Origin of the sequence: Caulobacter sp. (assembly GCF_965279145.1) — a bacterium.
GTDB lineage: Bacteria > Pseudomonadota > Alphaproteobacteria > Caulobacterales > Caulobacteraceae > Caulobacter.
The window spans coordinates 3,580,658-3,596,516 of record NZ_OZ257139.1 but is presented as its reverse complement, the minus strand read 5'-3'; the positions used below and the strand labels follow the sequence as shown (position 1 = coordinate 3,596,516).

General features: G+C 64.9%; 14 protein-coding genes. 12 read left to right on the top strand and 2 right to left on the bottom strand.

What is annotated here, in order from left to right:
- Window positions 1–114 precede the first annotated feature (114 nt).
- Together ACQY9P_RS16770 and ACQY9P_RS16765 are read left to right on the top strand one after the other, a co-directional pair.
- Complete coding sequence (locus tag ACQY9P_RS16770) at window positions 115–1,182, top strand: class I SAM-dependent methyltransferase (RefSeq protein WP_421738078.1); 1,068 nt, start codon at window positions 115–117, stop codon at window positions 1,180–1,182.
- Window positions 1,179–1,439 carry a hypothetical protein gene (locus ACQY9P_RS16765; RefSeq protein ID WP_421738079.1) on the top strand — a complete coding sequence of 87 codons (261 nt, stop codon included), beginning with the start codon at window positions 1,179–1,181 and terminating at the stop codon, window positions 1,437–1,439. Before ACQY9P_RS16770 ends, ACQY9P_RS16765 begins: the two co-directional genes overlap by 4 nt.
- 7 nt (window positions 1,440–1,446) lie before the next feature.
- Here ACQY9P_RS16765 and ACQY9P_RS16760 read toward each other — a convergent pair whose 3' ends face one another.
- A complete protein-coding gene (locus ACQY9P_RS16760; RefSeq protein ID WP_421738080.1) occupies window positions 1,447–2,250 on the bottom strand; it encodes a helix-turn-helix domain-containing protein in 804 nt (267 codons plus the stop codon).
- A 325-nt stretch (window positions 2,251–2,575) separates the two neighbouring features.
- Between ACQY9P_RS16760 and ACQY9P_RS16755 the strand changes: the two genes are divergently transcribed.
- Window positions 2,576–3,526: a polysaccharide deacetylase family protein gene (locus ACQY9P_RS16755; protein WP_428150534.1), complete on the top strand. Its 951-nt coding sequence runs from the start codon at window positions 2,576–2,578 to the stop codon at window positions 3,524–3,526.
- A complete protein-coding gene (locus ACQY9P_RS16750) occupies window positions 3,526–4,440 on the top strand; it encodes a polysaccharide deacetylase family protein (RefSeq protein WP_421738082.1) in 915 nt (304 codons plus the stop codon). Before ACQY9P_RS16755 ends, ACQY9P_RS16750 begins: the two co-directional genes overlap by 1 nt.
- A gap of 74 nt (window positions 4,441–4,514) precedes the next feature.
- Here ACQY9P_RS16750 and ACQY9P_RS16745 read toward each other — a convergent pair whose 3' ends face one another.
- Window positions 4,515–5,213 carry an isochorismatase family protein gene (locus ACQY9P_RS16745; protein ID WP_421738083.1) on the bottom strand — a complete coding sequence of 233 codons (699 nt, stop codon included), beginning with the start codon at window positions 5,211–5,213 and terminating at the stop codon, window positions 4,515–4,517.
- A 176-nt stretch (window positions 5,214–5,389) separates the two neighbouring features.
- Between ACQY9P_RS16745 and ACQY9P_RS16740 the strand changes: the two genes are divergently transcribed.
- The 8 genes from ACQY9P_RS16740 (at window position 5,390) to ACQY9P_RS16705 (ending at window position 15,747) form a co-directional block, all read left to right on the top strand.
- Window positions 5,390–6,607: an FAD-dependent oxidoreductase gene (locus ACQY9P_RS16740; RefSeq protein WP_421738084.1), complete on the top strand. Its 1,218-nt coding sequence runs from the start codon at window positions 5,390–5,392 to the stop codon at window positions 6,605–6,607.
- Between the two features lie 114 nt (window positions 6,608–6,721).
- Window positions 6,722–7,858, top strand: coding sequence for a methyltransferase domain-containing protein (locus tag ACQY9P_RS16735; protein ID WP_421738085.1), 1,137 nt, complete (start codon window positions 6,722–6,724; stop codon window positions 7,856–7,858).
- Window positions 7,858–8,169: a hypothetical protein gene (locus tag ACQY9P_RS16730; protein ID WP_421738086.1), complete on the top strand. Its 312-nt coding sequence runs from the start codon at window positions 7,858–7,860 to the stop codon at window positions 8,167–8,169. Before ACQY9P_RS16735 ends, ACQY9P_RS16730 begins: the two co-directional genes overlap by 1 nt.
- 21 nt (window positions 8,170–8,190) lie before the next feature.
- Window positions 8,191–9,279, top strand: coding sequence for a class I SAM-dependent methyltransferase (locus ACQY9P_RS16725; RefSeq protein ID WP_421738087.1), 1,089 nt, complete (start codon window positions 8,191–8,193; stop codon window positions 9,277–9,279).
- A gap of 18 nt (window positions 9,280–9,297) precedes the next feature.
- Window positions 9,298–10,200, top strand: a complete 903-nt coding sequence (locus ACQY9P_RS16720; protein ID WP_421738088.1) for a LysR family transcriptional regulator — start codon at window positions 9,298–9,300, stop codon at window positions 10,198–10,200.
- Between the two features lie 120 nt (window positions 10,201–10,320).
- A complete protein-coding gene (locus ACQY9P_RS16715) occupies window positions 10,321–11,682 on the top strand; it encodes an MFS transporter (RefSeq protein WP_421738089.1) in 1,362 nt (453 codons plus the stop codon).
- Entirely contained in the window at window positions 11,675–13,132 is a 1,458-nt protein-coding gene (locus ACQY9P_RS16710) for an aldehyde dehydrogenase family protein (RefSeq protein ID WP_421738090.1), read from the top strand. Before ACQY9P_RS16715 ends, ACQY9P_RS16710 begins: the two co-directional genes overlap by 8 nt.
- Before the next feature lie 254 nt (window positions 13,133–13,386).
- Entirely contained in the window at window positions 13,387–15,747 is a 2,361-nt protein-coding gene (locus ACQY9P_RS16705) for a TonB-dependent receptor (protein ID WP_421738091.1), read from the top strand.
- Window positions 15,748–15,859 lie beyond the last annotated feature (112 nt).

The window sequence follows — 15,859 nt, the reverse complement described above, 5'->3', positions numbered from 1 at the left end:
CGCCGGGCCTTCGGCGCGAAAGCCGCCAGTTGGTCGCTCAGCGGAGAAATCCAAGAAGGGGGATTGCGGCTCGCCAAGACCTTGCGATCATCGATCGATAAATGGAGGTTGATGATGGATTTCCAGCTCAAACAGCGTGGACGCGCCCTGATCGATTTCGAGGTCTCCGCTCGCCAGGCCGCCTCACGCCTGCATCGTGACGTGGAGGCGTTGCTTTCTGAGCGGGGTCTGGACGCCGATCACCTGCCGGAAGACCTGGAAGAGCGGCATGCCGTGATCGAGGCCGCCCTCGACAGCTCCAACCTCTATGGGACTCGAGTATTGCTGGGCGAATGGTGCGCCAAGCACCACGGACTGGCCTGCCATGAAGCTTTCGCGGAGGTGCGCAGCGAGCTTGAGCCGAAAATTCTGGCCCTTAACGTCGGCGCGAGCACCGTCACCGAGACGCCTGGCTTCGAGCCCCCTTCATACTATTCCAAGGTATGGTTTCACCGCACGCATGGCGGCTGGGACGGCGATCCGCTGATGGGCTTCATTCACGGTGAGCTTGTCCATAAGAAGTATGTCGCCAAGGTCTTCCCCGGCGACGTCTATGCCGTGCGCAAACAAGTCACCGACCTGGCCCCGCGCCGGGACTACGGCAAGATTCTCGAGATCGGGACCTCGTCGGGCCACTACACCAAGGTGCTTGCCGAGGAGTTTCCCCAGGCCGAGATCTGGGGGATCGATCCTTCCCGCGCCATGCTCGACCAAGCCCAGCGCGTGGGCAACGAGGCCGGCCAGGCCTGGAAGCTGTTCGTCGGCGTCGGCGAGAACCTGCCATTCGAAGACGCCTCCTTCGATCTGGTCACGAGTTATGCCGTGCATCACGAGATCCCACCCCGCATCATCGACGCCTTCTTCCGCGAAGCCATGCGCGTCCTCAAGCCCGGGGGCGATTTGATTATGGCCGACGTCACCCGTACGGCCGAACTCGACCGCATGCAGGCCTGGTCATTCGATTGGTCGGCCAAGTGGGGCGGCGAGCCCTACTGGCGGGTCACCGCGGCTCTGGACTTCGCCCAGAGCGCCGCGACCGCAGGCTTTGTCAACATCCAGACCCAGTCAGTGGGGCCATCAAAGGCCTACTGCATCACTGCGCGCAAACCCCGGGCCCAGACCAAGACCGAGACGCCAGCATGACGCCCTCCGCTCCCCCGTCCCGCCCGTTGCTGCGACCTGGCCAGATGGACCAGTTGGCCGAAGCGCTACTGGTCCTAACCCGTGAGGTCTGGGTATTGACCGACCGTCTGACGATCGTCGAGGCGGTGCTGGAGGCCAGGGGCGGCCTGACCCAGGACGAGATCGAGACCTACCGTCCCGACGCAGCCGTCGAGGCGCGGCTAACCACACGACGCCAATCGCTCATCAGCGCCGTTGAGGCCGCGCTCAAGAGCTGAAGCCATTTCAGGCAGCGCGTAGATCAACCGGCTGGCCGCTTTCCAGCTCAAGGCCGATATCGGCGGCCACACGTTTGAGCATCGGCGCATAGGTGCGAACAGCCTCGGTCATCTTGATGGCCGAGGCGAAGAAGATCAGCGTCATCACCCCGGCCACCTGGCCGTTGGCGAAGACCGGCGCGGCGATCGAGGAGGTTTTGCCGGGATTGAGAGTGTGTCGATTGCGACCGTTAGTGGCGATTCCCTCACGGCGTATTTCATCGACCAACTGACCGCCCTCAAGCAGTTGCATCGTGTTGTGGTTGACCGGTACGTCGCTCTCGCGAATTCCGGCCAGCAGCGCGCGCCGCTCCTCCGCCGAACAGAACGCAAGATGGGCCAAGCCCGAGGCGCATTCCAACAATGGCAGGGCGTAGCCCGGATAGTAGTTGTTGAGGGTCATCGAGGTCAGGGCGTGGGTGGAGTCGCGAACGATCATGCACTGCCCCACGCGGGTGACCAGCGACACCGGCCAGCCAACGCTCTTGGTCAGACCCACGATATGCGGCCGCGCCCGGGTGACCAGTTCATCGTGCGATTGGTAGCCGTATGACAGGCTCTGGACCAAAGCGGTGGGCCGGTAGCGCTTGCGGGCCGGCTCACGCTCGATGAGCCCCTCATAGAGGAGGGTCTGCACAATACGGCAAGCCGTCGGGTACGGCACGTGGGAGGCGTTGGCGATGTCCATCATCGACAACGGCCCATCGCGATTGATCGCCTGCATCACCGCGATGCTACGGCTGATCGAACGGATTGGTACGCCCTTTTCCATGGTCCTCCTCACTCGCAGAAGCTCTGTCACGAAACTCAGCTACAGCACTGGCCCTTGATCCTGTTGAAGAATCTCGACCCAGCGCCTCGTCTCGGCTCTGTCTGCCTGAAACTTAAGCCACCTGGAGCGCGCGCGCACAGCGCAATTGGTCGCGGGGCCGCTGGGCGTCAGTTTTATCCGCCTGTCGGATACTGCGTCGGAGAGGGCTCGCGACGTCGGCCGGTTGGGTCTGGAACGCAGACACTTGAATCTGGCCGACGCCCCGCGCCAACGCGACCGCAGCGAGCCCGAATCGAAACCTCCAGGACCAGCTCAAGGCCACGCCATGCGCCCAGATCCCAATCTCTACGACTATTGGCCCTATCGCGAGCGGCCCAAGATCGTCTGGCCCGGCGGCAAGAAGCTGGCCTTCTGGATCGCGCCCAACATCGAATATTACGAATACGATCCGCCCAGAAACCCGCAGCGCCCCGGCTGGCCCAAGCCGTCGCCGGACGTGGTCGGCTATTCCCAGCGCGACTGGGGCAACCGGATCGGCCACTGGCGGTTGATGGAGTTGCTCGACAGGTACGGCTTGCGCGGCTCGATCTCGCTGTCGATCGGGCTGATCGATCATCATCCCGAAATCATCGAGGCCTGCGTGGCGCGACACTGGGAGTTCTTCAGTCACGGCATTTACAACACCCGCTACTCCTACGGACTGGATGAGGCCCAGGAGCGGGCGGTGCTGGCTGACTCCATCCGGTCGGTCGAGGCGGCCACGGGGCAGCGCATCCGCGGCTATCTGGCTCCGGCCCTGACCCACACCGAAAAGACCTTCGATCTGATCGCCGAAAGCGACTTCTGGTACACATGCGACCTGTTCCAGGACGATCAGCCCCAGCCGATCAAGACCAAGACGGGCAAGCTAGTCTCGATGCCTTATTCGCTCGAGGTCAACGACGTCATCACCTACGGGGCCATGGGCATGAGCCCTTGGCGCTACGCCGACGTGCTCAAACGCCATTTCGACCAGCTCCTGGAAGAGGCCGAGACCTCGGGCACGGTGATGTGCATTCCGCTGCACGCCTATCTTGTCAGCCAAAGCCATCGCATCCGCCCCTTCGAGGACGCGCTCAGACACATCGCCGGCCATGCCGACGACGTCTGGTTCACCACAGCCGCCGAGATCGCCGGCCACTATCGCGACAATTACTGGGATCAGGCAGTCGATGACATCGCGCGACGCGGTCTGGCGACCGGCGGGACCAGTTTCGGCGAGACGGGAGGCCTCTGATGAGCATGCCTGACGACTACCTGACCTATCCCAAGCGCGCCTATGGCATGGACCAGGACCGCTATGACTGGCGCGTCTCGGCCGATCGGCCGAGACTGGCCTGGCCGACAGGTGCGGCGGTGGCGGCGATGATCGTCGTGCCGATCGAGCACCACCCCCTGAACCCCGCAGGCAAGCCGTTCAAGCATCCCGGCGCCATGGTCACGCCCTATCCCGACCTTCGCCACTACACCACGCGCGACTACGGCAACCGGGTGGGCGTCTATCGCCTCCTCGACGCTCTGAAGGCGCGCGATCTGAAAGCGACCTTCCCGGTCAACGCCAACCAGTTGGAGCGACTGAAGCCCCTGATCGAAGCGATCTTGCTCGACGGCCACGAGATCGCCGCCTACGGGCTGTCGACAGACCACATCCACTGGGGCGGCCTGGATCCGGCCGATGAGGCCGGCTGGGTTGACCAGGTTCGCACTGCCTTCGACGCAGCCGACCTCAAGCCCCGCGCCTGGCTCAGCCCGGCCCGCCAGCAGTCGTTCGCCACCCTGGACCTGATCGCCAAGGCCGGCTTCGACCTGTGTCTCGACTGGGAGCAGGACAGCGTTCCATTGGCCATGCGCACTGTCCACGGCCCGGTCGTCGCCCTGCCGGTGTCCAATGAACTGGACGACCGCACACTGCTGATCGATCGCCGCCAGACCGAAGACGACTGGTCCGGTCAGGTGCTGGAGGCCGCAGCCTGCCTCAAGGCGGAGGCCCCGCGCTACGGCGGCCAGGTACTGGGCTTCACCCTGACGCCCTATGTCGCCGGCCAGCCGTTCCGGATCCACGCCGTGCGCGAGATCCTCGCCGGCCTGGCCAAGGACGACGCCTGGGTCGCCACCGCCAGCCAGATCGCCGACGTGGCCGCCCGGGGCTGACCCGGCGGGGGCCGAAAACAAAAATGGGGCGGCCGACACGTGTCGGCCGCCCCTTTCGCCATGGAAAGCCCCGCCTATTTTGCCGCCGCCTCCAGCCAGGCCGTGACCTCGCCGGCATCGACCACATCGGCGTATTTCAGCGCCAGGTCCGTCAGGTTGGCGAAATGGTAGCTCTCGTGCTTGTCGGCCGTGCACTGCTCGGGGACGATGGTGCGGAAGCCGTGACTGAGGCTGTCGACGGCGGTGGCGCGCACGCAGCCCGAGGTCGATCCCCCGGTGATCACCACGGTGTCGACCTGGTGCCAGGTCAGGTAGCTGCGCAGCGGGGTTTCAAAAAAGGCGCTTGGCATCCGCTTCGTATAGATCAGGTCCACCGCCTCATCGATCTCGACGCGCGGATCGAAGGCGTGCCGCTCACTATCGTACTTGATATTCTGCAGGCTGTCGGGCGTGTTGGTGCGCGTGCCCCAGACCCCCGCGTCACCGCCGTCGGCCTTGTAGGCGACATGGCTCCAGATCACCGGCATGCCGACCGACCGGGCCAGCGCCGAGATCCGATTGGTCCAGTCGATCTGGTCGGGGTCGGTGACATAGGCGCTCTTGGGGAACAGGTCGGGCCGCGTATAGGCTTGCTGGAAGTCGATATTGACCACGGCCAGCTTGTTGCCGAACCCGAAACGCGCTCGCGCTGGGTTCGCCTTGACCTCGTCGTAGAGTTCCCGCGCGGTCTTGTCCTCGCGCACCATCGTCGAGGCGAATTTCAGCTCGGGCATCAATCTCTCCACGCTTGTCGGCTCCGGCAGCCTTAGCGCGCGTCTCGCGCGCGAGGCTGCTCGAGCATGGATTTGACCGAAGAGCGAACACCGCTGGCTCATCTGACGGCGAAGGCCTTCGGCGTGTGCGTATCTGACGGCAACAGAGCAGCGTCATTTCGAAGAGCGAAGCGTACATGTCCGTGAACCCTGTGAGCCGGGTGCAAGTTGTGATTGCCGGAGCGGGTCCGGTGGGCTCGGTGGCGGCCTACCGCCTGGCCCAGGCGGGGATTGACGTCCTGCTGCTGGAGAGCCGCGACGAGCTGCCCGAGGACATGCGCGCCTCGACCTTCCATCCGCCGACCCTGGAGATGATGGCCGAACTGGGCCTGCTGGACGACCTTGAGGCGGTGGGTCTACGCGCCCCGGTCTATCAGTACCGCAACCGGGCCACGGGCGAAGTCATCGCCTTCGACATGGGTGAGATCGCCGACGTCAGCCCCCACCCCTACCGGCTGCAGTGCGAGCAATTCAAGCTGACACGGCTGATCGCCGCCAAGCTCGAGGGCCACCCCCACGGCCGGGTGATGTTCAACCGCAAGGTCGTCCACTTCGAGCAGGACGAAGGCGGGGTGACGGTCAATATCGAGACCCCGGTTGGTCTGGAGACCGTCCGCGCCGACTACCTGATCGCCGCCGACGGGGCCAACAGTCTGGTGCGCAAGTGGCTGGGCGTGGCGTTCTCGGGCTTCACCTATCCCGAGAAGTTCCTGACCCTGTCGACCGCCCAGCCCCTGGAGCCGTTCTTCGACGATCTGGCCGGCGTCAACTACGTGGCCGACGCCGAGGAATGGTGCGTGCTGCTGAAGGTGCCGGACTTCTGGCGGGTGCTGGTGCCAGCCCGCGAGGACGTGCCCGACGCGGTGCTGACCGCCGACGCCAAGAAGACCGCGGTGTTCGACGGTCTGACCGGCGGCGCCGGCGCTCAGATCCTTACCCATCACCGCACCATCTACAAGGTTCACCAGCGGGTCGCCGACCAGTACGCCCACGGCCGGGTGTTGCTGACGGGCGACGCGGCTCACCTCAACAACCCCCTGGGCGGATTTGGCATGAACTCGGGCGTCCACGACGCCTGGAACCTGACCGACAAGCTGCGCCAGATCCTGCTTGAGGGCCAGGCCGCCCAACCCCTGCTGGCCCGCTACGACCGCCAGCGCCGCACCGTCATGCACGAGTTCGTTCAGGCCCAGACCATCAAGAACAAGAAGGCCATGGAGGCCTCCCAAGCCGACAATCGCACCCGCCACCAAGCCGAACTCCACGCCATCGCCGCCAATCCCGACGCGCGTCGACAACACATCCTGACCCAGGCCATGTACCCCTCGCGACAACGCGAAGCACAAATCCTCTAGGACCGCCGAGCCATGCGCAAAGCGCACGGATGCCTGTGATTTTCCAGTTTGTACGCCTCCCCCGCGGCGCCTAGCATTCCCTGCACCGATCACCCGAAGATCTTCAGGACCTTCATGACCTTCTTCACTAACACCACGCCCGACGCCGTCCGCCCCAGCTTCGGACTCAGCCAGCATGGCCGATCGGGTTTGGAAATCCTGGGCTCGATCCAGAAGGTTTCATCGGGGCCGCTGCGCGCACGGGCGCGGGCCCGCTTTCGCGCCTCCGGCGAAGGCGCTACTCTCGCCCAGCAACACCAAGGCGACCAGAGCCCGACCGCCGTGCGGCAGCGCGTCGCCCGCGCCACCACCCAGGCCGAGAGCGACCCGCACTATCGACTGGAACGCTTCCTGCAACGCTACGTGGCCGAAGAAAACTTCGGCCGCGGCATCCCGGCCGTCGAGGAGCGCCGCGCCCAGTTCGAGGCCTATTTCGGGGTTCCTGTCGAGGCCAAGGCCGGCATGCTGGAACTGGATTCCACCATCCAGGGCCCCAAATATTACAGCGCCACCGACTGGCATCTGGAACCCGGCGGTTGGGACGGCTACGATCTGTACGGCCCACTGTTTGCGTTCGGCGTCGGCCCCTTGGTGTTCCGCCATGGCGGATACGCCGCCGTTGGTCTCGGCGCTGACATCAGCCGGCAGCGTGTCGATGCGGTGCGCCAATTGCCCAAGGCCAGCTATCGGCGGATCTACGAGCCGGGCTGCGGCGGCGTCTCCACCTTGGGAGCCCTGCACGAGGTCTTCCCTGAGGCCGAACTGATCGGCTGCGATCTGTCAGAGCTGTTGCTGCGCAACGGCCACATGCTGGCCGAGAAGCGCGGCCTGCCCGTCACCCTCAAGCAGCGCGACGCCCGCGACACCGGAGAGCCGGACGCCAGCATCGACGCCGTGGTCACCTACGCCCTCCACCATGAGCTGCCGCCCAAGGACAACCAGGCTCTGTTCGAGGAGATGTTCCGGATTCTCGAGCCCGGCGGCGACATTGTGCTGTCAGATCCCCCACCCTTCCGCGCCGTCGAGCCGTTCCACGCCGCGGTGCTGGACTGGGACACCCACCATCGCGCCGAGCCGTTCTTCTCGGCGGCCTGCCTTGAAGACTGGGGTGCGATGATGAGTGATATCGGCTTCACCGATGTCGAGGCCTATCCCCTCGGCGCCGACGGCTATCCCTGGATCACCCGCGCCCGCAAACCGGAAAACGCATGATGAGCAAGACCTATCTGACCGCAGAGAATGTCGACGACCTGGGCCGCATGACCATGGCCCTGCTGGCCGAGCTATGGATCGTGCGTGATCGGGTGGCGGTGCTGGAACAGCTGCTGATCGATCGCGGCGGCCTGACCGCCGACGAGGTCGATGACTATGTCCCGACCGGCGCCTTCGCCGTCCAGCTAGAGACCCTGCGCGACCGCATGGCCAATGCCGTGGTCGGCGCGCCGATCGCCGCCGAGGAACGCGGCGTCGACCAGATCCTGGCTCGCGCCGGCCTGACCCGCCCACACCCCGTCACCGCCTGAAATCCTGGACAGGAGATCGTCATGAGCGCCACCCCCACCCTGGCCCAGCACGGTCGCGCTGGCATGGAAATGCTGGGTTCGGCCCAGAAAGCCGCCGCCAGCCTGCTTCGACCTGCAGCCAAGGCCCGCTTCGAGGCCAGTCCTGTCGGGGAGCGCTTGCTGCGCGAGGGCGGCATGCGCGGCTCCCCCAACAAGATCGAGGACGACCTGACCGCCGCGACGTGGGCCGCCGAAAGTGATCGGATCTACCGACTGGAGCGCTTCCACCAGCGTTACGTGGCCGAGCAGATCTATGATCGCGGCATCATCGCCGTCGAGACCCGTCGAGATCGCCTGGCCTCACCCGCCGCCGACGAGCCGGCCAATCTGGACCTTTTGCTCGACGACAAGGGGCCGGCCTACCACGGCGAAGTGGAATGGCACCTGCGCCCGGGTGGCTGGGACGGCTACGACCTCTATCCTTATGTCGGCGGCCTGGCGCTGGCGCCATTGGTTTTCCGGCTGGGTGGCTATGCCGCCGTGCCGGTCGGCGAGAACATCCGCCAGCAACGCCGCGACGTGATCGCCCAACTGCCCAAGGCCCACTACGACCGTATCTTCGAGCCCGGCTGCGGCGGCGTGCCGACCTTGTCGGCGCTGGCCGAGGCGTTTCCCAAGGCCGAGCTGGTCGGTTGCGACCTGAGCCCGTCGATGCTGCGCGGCGGCGCGCGACTGGCCGAGAAGCTGGGCCTGAATGTGACACTCAAGCGCCGCGACGCCCTGCGAACCGGCGAGCCGGACGCCAGCTTCGACGCCGTGGTCACCTATGCCCTGCATCACGAACTGCCGGTTGAAGACAATCGCGCCTTGCTCAAGGAGATGCTGCGCATCCTCAAGCCAGGCGGCGACATCGTGATCTCCGACCCGCCACCGTTCCGCGCCGTCGATCCGTTCAGCGCCGTGCTGCTGAACTGGGAGACCGAACATCGCGACGAGCCGTTCTTTACTCAGGCGGGCCTGACAGACTGGACTCAGGTGCTGGGCGAACTGGGCTATGAGAACGCTGAGGCCTATGCCCTGGCCGATGGCGGCTATCCGTGGGTGACGCGGGCGCGCAAGCCTCTCAGCTAACCCCTCGGAGCCCCGGCCATGGAAATGCAACAGCTCCGCCATTTCCTGACCATCGCCCGCACCGGCAGTTTGGGCGCGGCGGGCGAGGAACTGAATCTGTCGCAATCGGGCGTCAGCCGCAGCCTGCTGGCCCTTGAAGGTCACTTGGGCGTGGCGCTGTTCGAGCGAAGCGCGCGCGGCGTGGCCATGACCGCTGAGGGGCGCGCCTTCCTGCCCTTGGCCCAACGCGTCTGGAACGAACGGCTGCGCGCCATCGCCGAGATGAAAGCGCTGCAGAGCTTACGGGCGGGCCGCATTGAACTTTGCTTGCACAACACCTTCACTTTCGCCTTCGGCGCCGAGGCGCTGGACGCCTTCATGACGGCGCACCCTGACATCGAACTGCGGGTTTCGACCGGCGATGAACCAGACCTCAGCAGCAAGGTGCTGGAAGGTCGGGCTGACATGGCCTTCGCGCTGTTCGACACCCGGCGCGAACCTGGCCTCGTCTATGAGACCCTGCTGGAGCTGCCTTGCAGCGTCCATGTTCGGGCAGATCATCCGCTGCTGGGGCGTCCTCGGGTGTCGATCGAGGACCTAAGCGCCGCCGAGTGGGTGCTGGCCGGCGCCGAGGCCCTGGCAATAGCCTTCGAACAGTACTTCAACGACCGCCATACTAAGGTCCCGCGACGCCTGGCGCGCTGCGCTTCGATTCCCCTGGCCGTCAGCTTGGCCGCGGGCCGCGACGCCTTGACCATCCTGCCCGACGCTGTGGTCCAGTCGCCGCTGATCGCCGAACGCATGGTCCGCCTGGCCGTCGAGACCCCGGCAGGGCGCCCTCGCGGCGGCCTCATCTATCGCGCTGACGCTGCCCATAGCGCCGCTGGCCAAGCGATGCTGGAGCACCTGCGCGTCGTGGGACGCCGAATCTCGGTTCAATAACAGGCGCCGCGACATGGTCGCCCATGGAGCGTGACCGCCTGTCGGATACAATTCCGCTTGTCTAGCGCGACGACGCCGCCGCCGCCTAGCTTCCGTGATCTCGTAGTTCAGGAGTGGCCCATGGCCCGCCAACCGTCGTCCGAACCGGACAGCCTGTCGCTGTCACTCAGTCTCGGCTGGGCGATCGGCACTTTCGCCATGGCCACCATCTACTCGGCCAGCAGCGTGCTGCTGCTGGGCTATCTCGTCAATCACGTCGGCCTGGCGGCCAGCGTCGCGGGCTTGCTGTTCGGCGCGTCCAAACTCTATGACGCCGTCGTTGATCCGTTCATTGGCATCCTCAGCGACAAGACCAAAAGCCGTTTTGGCCGTCGCCGTCCGTTCATGCTGCTCGGCACCATCGTGGCGGCCCTGTCATTCTGGATGCTGTTCAGCATCCCCAGCAGCCTGAGCGGCGCGGCCCTGATCGCCTTCGCGGGGGTCGCGCTGCTGGCCAACGCCACAGGATACGCCCTCTTCGTTATCCCCTATCTGGCCATGCCCGCCGAGATGACCAACGACAGGGCCCAGCGCACCAAGCTGATGGCCTATCGTGTGGGCGCGACCAGTCTGGGCCAGATCATGGGCTCATTCGTCGCGCCGCTGATCATCGCCGGCGGAGGCGGCGGATTGGCCGGCCACGCCACGATGTCGATCATCGTCGCCGTGGTGGTGCTGATCACCGGCTTCACATGCTTCGCCTCGACGGGTAAGGCCAAGTTTACGACCCGGGTCGAGAGCCATTCCCACGGCTTGGTCTCGCAGTTTCGCACCGCCTTCCAAAATCGCCACTTCTCGATCCTGATGGGTATCAAGATGACCAGCCTACTGTATGTGGCGGTCACCACGGTCCTGACGCCGTTCCTGTTCACCCAGATTCTCCACAAGAACTACAAGGTGCTGGGCTACTTCTTCCTGGTGAAGTCCGTGGCCATGTTGGCGGCTCAGCCGCTGTGGGTGAAGATCACCAATCGCCATGGGCGCGCCGCCACCTACTATGCAGGCTGCCTTGGCCTGGCCGCGACAACCATTCCCTGGGCGTTCTGCGGCCCGCAGACCGGGACGTCGACCATCATGCTGATTGGCGTGCTCAACGGATTGGCCTCGGGCGGCGTGTTGCTGATCGGCCAGGCGCTGCTGCCAGACGCGATCGAACAGGATTTTCGCCGCACGGGTCTGCGTCGCGAAGGGGTGTTCGCCGGTGTCTACACCGTGGTTGAACGGGCCTCCTTCGCCCTGGCCGCCTCTCTGACGGGCGTCATCCTGGGGGCCATGGGCTACATCGCCTCTAAGAGCGGTCCGGTCGAGCAGCCGCCCAGTGCGATTTTCGGCATCTATCTGTGCATGATCGGTTCGATCGCCTTCCTCGCGATGAGCTCGATCTTCCTCCACTTCTATCCACGCGACAGCGTCAAACTCACTACCGAGACCGACAATGCCTGACGCGCTCTACGCCGCCGCGCCCCGCGATCCAGCGGCCTGGGTCGCTCGCCTATCCCTGGCCATGACCATTGATGGCGCGGACGCCGCCGCCGCCAGTCATTTGGACATCCTGGACCCGGTCAGCGAGACCCTTGTCGCCCAAGCCCCGATCGTCGATGCGGCCGGCGCTGAACAGGCGGTGCGGGCGGCCCACGCCGCCTTTCCCGCCTGGGCCCGCACCCCCTGGCAAGATCGCCGCGAGCGGCTCGAAGCCTTCGCCAAGGCCCTGGAAGAGCAACAGCAGACCCTGTCGATCCTGCTGACCTGTGAGACGGGCAAGCCGCTGCGGCGCGCCCTGTCAGAGGTTCTGGCTGGCATCGACTATGTGCGGACCATCGCCGCCCAGACCCTGCCCGACCGCGATTACATCAAGGCCGGCGGCGGCGTCGCGCGTCTGGAGCATCGCCCGCTGGGCGTGGTCGCAGCGATCGCGCCCTGGAACGGGCCTGTCGTGTTGGCCTTGGCCAAGATCGCCAACGCCCTCCTGGCCGGCGACACCCTGGTCCTTAAACCCTCGCCGTTCACCCCGCTGACCGCTCTCTATATGGGTCAACTGGCGCGTGGCCATTTTCCGGCTGGCGTATTCAACGTCGTGGCTGGCGACGCAGACGTCGGCGTCGTGCTGACCAGCCATCCGATGGTGGCCAAGGTCTCGTTCACCGGATCGACGGCAACCGGCCGCGCCATCGCCGCAGCCGCCGCCCCGACCCTGAAGCGACTGACCCTGGAGTTGGGCGGCAACGACGCGGCCATCGTGCTGCCCGACGCGGACCTGGATCGCGCCACGCCGTTCATCTTCGCCATCGCGTTCGCCGGCGCGGGCCAGTTTTGCGCCGGGATCAAGCGCCTCTATGTACATGACGCGATCCACGACGAAGTCCGCGATCGCATGGTCGCCCTGGCCGAAGCCACCAAGGTGGGCGCCGGCTGGGACGCGGCCACCGACATGGGGCCCGTCCAGAACGGCGCCCAGTACGCCCGGATCGTCGGGCTGCTGGATGACGCCCGCCAGGCCGGCGGCAGGATTCTGACTGGCGGCCCGCTGAACCACGGACCGGGCTTCTTCCTGCGCCCCGCCATTGTCGAGGGCCTGACCCATGGCGCACGCTTGGTCGATGAGGAGCAGTTCGGCCCCGCCCTGCCGTTGATTAGGTTCTCGCGACCTGAAGATGCTTTGGCCATGGCCAACCAGGACGAATACGGCTTGGGCGGATCGGTCTGGACTCGCGACATCAACGCGGGTGTCGCCCTGGCGCGCGAGTTGGAAGTGGGCACAGCCTGGATCAACCAGCACGGCGCGTTCAGCGCCGCCCTGCCCATGCCCTTTGCCCGCCAGTCAGGCTTGGGCATGGACTATGCGGAGTTCGGCATCGCCGAGCATAGCCGCGCCATGCTGATCAACGCCGCCTAATTCACCCAAAACTACCAATAGTTGCCATTATTCATCGACGCAATCGCGCGCGGGATGAGATATCCAAGGCATGCGCAATCCTCATGGCCCGTCAATTTACTCACACTCAATGACATTGATCAAAAATCGGCCGCAAAAGTCACCAGAAAGCGAATTTATTGAACACCATCCGACAGGCGAATACTTTGATCGATGAGCCGCTTTGGCGGACGGATCGCTGGCAGGATCAACGCAACAACAAAGAGGGGTTCCTAATGCGTTTGCGTCCAAACACCTTGTCCAGCGTCTCCATCGGCGCACTTACCGCCGCCATGCTGTCCACGGCCGCCCTGGCCCAGACCGCGGCGCCCAGCGACGACGGTATCGCCCTTGAAGAGATCGTCGTGACCTCTCGTCGCGCGTCCGAACGCCTGCAAGACGTGCCTCTGGCCATCACCGCCCAGAGCGGCGCCCTGCTGGCCGAACGCGGCGTGGCCGACCTGCAAGGTGTCTCGCGCTATACGCCGGGCCTGCAGTTCAAGGACTTCGTCACCAGCTTCAACGGCAGCGCGACGCTGCGCGGCCTAGCCCAGTCCAACGTCCAGAACGCGGTCGGTAATGTCGGCGTGTTCATCGACGGCGTCTATCTCCAGCGCGGCTATATGGTGAACACCTCGCTGGGCGATTGGGACCGCATCGAAGTGGTCAAGGGCCCTCAGAGCGCGCTCTACGGCGCCAACACCTTCTCGGGCGCGATCAACTACGTCACCAAAGCCCCGACCAATGAGTTCGCGGGCAATCTGCTGGTCACCGCCGGCAGCGCCGACAAGTCGGCGCAGGTTGCTGTTGGCGGCCCTATCATCGACGGCATCCTGTCGGGTCGCGTGTTCATCGCCAAATCGAGCTACGACGGCACCTGGAACAACAAGCTTCCGGGCGTGTCGGGCAAGTACAAGAAGTTCGGCGCCTCCGAGCGCGACGCCTGGTCGGGTGCCCTGCGATTCACGCCGACCGACAAGCTGACGATCAACGGCTACTATAGCGAGGTCAATCGCACCGAATACCTGCGCCCCTATTATGAGGTCGACGGCACCTTCGTCGAAGACCGCACCAACTGCGGCGTGCCCAATGCGGTCAACCCCCAAGGCTCGATGTTCTGCGGTACGCTGCCTGTCAACCCGGCCTCGCTACGCTCGGGCGTCGGCACGCCGCCAAAGGGCCTGTTCGCCGCCGAACAACCACCGGCGATCAGCTCGACCAAGCTGATCAAGATCAGCGCCGACTACCAGATGAACGAGACCTTCGGTCTTCACTACCTGTTCGGTTCGGCTCGCGGTCAAGCGATCGAAGACTTCTCGTTCTTCAGCAACACCTACAACCCGACCGGCAAGACAACGATCTCGCAGCAGCACGAAGGCGGCAAGCTGGCCTATGCCAGCCACGACCTGCGACTGTCGTTCGAGCCCGCCGACAGCCCGTTCAAGGGCGACATCGGCTACTTCCACTCGGAAGCCAAGGACCAGTTCCTATTCGGCATCCGCCTGGTGGCCCCGGGCGTTGCCCTGACCCGACTGTCGACCAATCCGCTCTCGCGCACCGGGATCATCGCCTACAACCGCTATGACGCCAACTACGACGTCAACGCGGTGTTCGCCCGCGGTTCGTTCAAGTTCCTCGAAGATCGCGCCACGATCTCGGCTGAAGGTCGCTATTCGAAGACCGATGTCAGCTTCAACGACATCCTGGGCCGCGCTGCGGTCACCACCCGGCCGATCCTGACCAACAGCTTCAAGGACTTCACGCCCCGCGTGACGGCCGAGTACAAGCTGAGCGGCGTCAACATGCTGTACGCCTCGGCGGCCAAGGGCGTTAAGGCCGGCGGCTTCAACGGCTATGTCGCGGGCACCACGGTCCTGACAACAGCGGAGCAGACCTTCGACCAGGAATCCAACTGGACCTACGAAGTGGGGAGCAAGAATACCTTCCGCGGCGGGTCGCTGATCTTCAACGCCTCCGCCTTCTACGTCGACTGGACCAACAAGCAACAAGGTTCGACCCCCTCGGGCTACGACATCAACAATGTCGTGCTGGGCGCAACGCCGCCTAGCATCTATCGCTCGATCGGAAACGCGACCGCTTACGGCGTCGAGGTTGACGGCATGTGGCGTCCGATCCATCAGCTGCAACTGACGGGCTCGGCCAACTGGACCCATGCCGAATACGCCGACGGTTCGATCTCGCCGAACTATGCCGGGGTTTGCGACAACGTGATCTGTCCGCGTAGCGGCGATATCAGCGGCAAGCAGCTGGAAGGCTCGCCCAGCTTCAGCGCCGCCGTCGGCGCTCAATACAAGGACGTTCTGGTCGGTGACTGGAACTACTTCGCCGGCGTCGACGTGACCTACCAGAACAAGCAGTATCAGGACACGATGAACCTGGTGAGCATCGCCGCCTATACGCTGGTGGATGGTCGTCTCGGCATCGACAACGGCCAATGGAAGGCCTTCGTGTGGGGCAAGAACCTGCTCGACGAGGATTACATCCAGAACGCCTTCACCGTCCTGAGCCTGCGCCAGTACGCACCGTCCTTCGGTGAAAAGCGCACGCTGGGCATGACGGTCTCGGCCAGCTTCTAAGGTTCTCCTCCCCCCTCGGAAACTGCGGCCGCCGGTCCTCCGGCGGCCTTTTTCTTGGAGTTCAGCCTTGATCGGACCCTCAAATCTCAAGGGCGTGTCGCGGCGCGCAGTG

Excerpts from the sequence above, each read along its gene's own strand:
- ACQY9P_RS16740 (WP_421738084.1), top strand. The coding sequence starts at position 5,390 with ATGTCCGTGAACCCTGTGAGCCGGGTGCAAGTTGTGATTGCCGGAGCG.
- ACQY9P_RS16755 (WP_428150534.1), top strand. The coding sequence starts at position 2,576 with ATGCGCCCAGATCCCAATCTCTACGACTATTGGCCCTATCGCGAGCGG.
- ACQY9P_RS16735 (WP_421738085.1), top strand. The coding sequence starts at position 6,722 with ATGACCTTCTTCACTAACACCACGCCCGACGCCGTCCGCCCCAGCTTC.
- ACQY9P_RS16745 (WP_421738083.1), bottom strand. The coding sequence starts at position 5,213 with ATGCCCGAGCTGAAATTCGCCTCGACGATGGTGCGCGAGGACAAGACC.
- ACQY9P_RS16720 (WP_421738088.1), top strand. The coding sequence starts at position 9,298 with ATGGAAATGCAACAGCTCCGCCATTTCCTGACCATCGCCCGCACCGGC.
- ACQY9P_RS16770 (WP_421738078.1), top strand. The coding sequence starts at position 115 with ATGGATTTCCAGCTCAAACAGCGTGGACGCGCCCTGATCGATTTCGAG.
- ACQY9P_RS16725 (WP_421738087.1), top strand. The coding sequence starts at position 8,191 with ATGAGCGCCACCCCCACCCTGGCCCAGCACGGTCGCGCTGGCATGGAA.
- ACQY9P_RS16730 (WP_421738086.1), top strand. The coding sequence starts at position 7,858 with ATGAGCAAGACCTATCTGACCGCAGAGAATGTCGACGACCTGGGCCGC.
- ACQY9P_RS16765 (WP_421738079.1), top strand. The coding sequence starts at position 1,179 with ATGACGCCCTCCGCTCCCCCGTCCCGCCCGTTGCTGCGACCTGGCCAG.
- ACQY9P_RS16705 (WP_421738091.1), top strand. The coding sequence starts at position 13,387 with ATGCGTTTGCGTCCAAACACCTTGTCCAGCGTCTCCATCGGCGCACTT.
- ACQY9P_RS16715 (WP_421738089.1), top strand. The coding sequence starts at position 10,321 with ATGGCCCGCCAACCGTCGTCCGAACCGGACAGCCTGTCGCTGTCACTC.
- ACQY9P_RS16710 (WP_421738090.1), top strand. The coding sequence starts at position 11,675 with ATGCCTGACGCGCTCTACGCCGCCGCGCCCCGCGATCCAGCGGCCTGG.
- ACQY9P_RS16750 (WP_421738082.1), top strand. The coding sequence starts at position 3,526 with ATGAGCATGCCTGACGACTACCTGACCTATCCCAAGCGCGCCTATGGC.
- ACQY9P_RS16760 (WP_421738080.1), bottom strand. The coding sequence starts at position 2,250 with ATGGAAAAGGGCGTACCAATCCGTTCGATCAGCCGTAGCATCGCGGTG.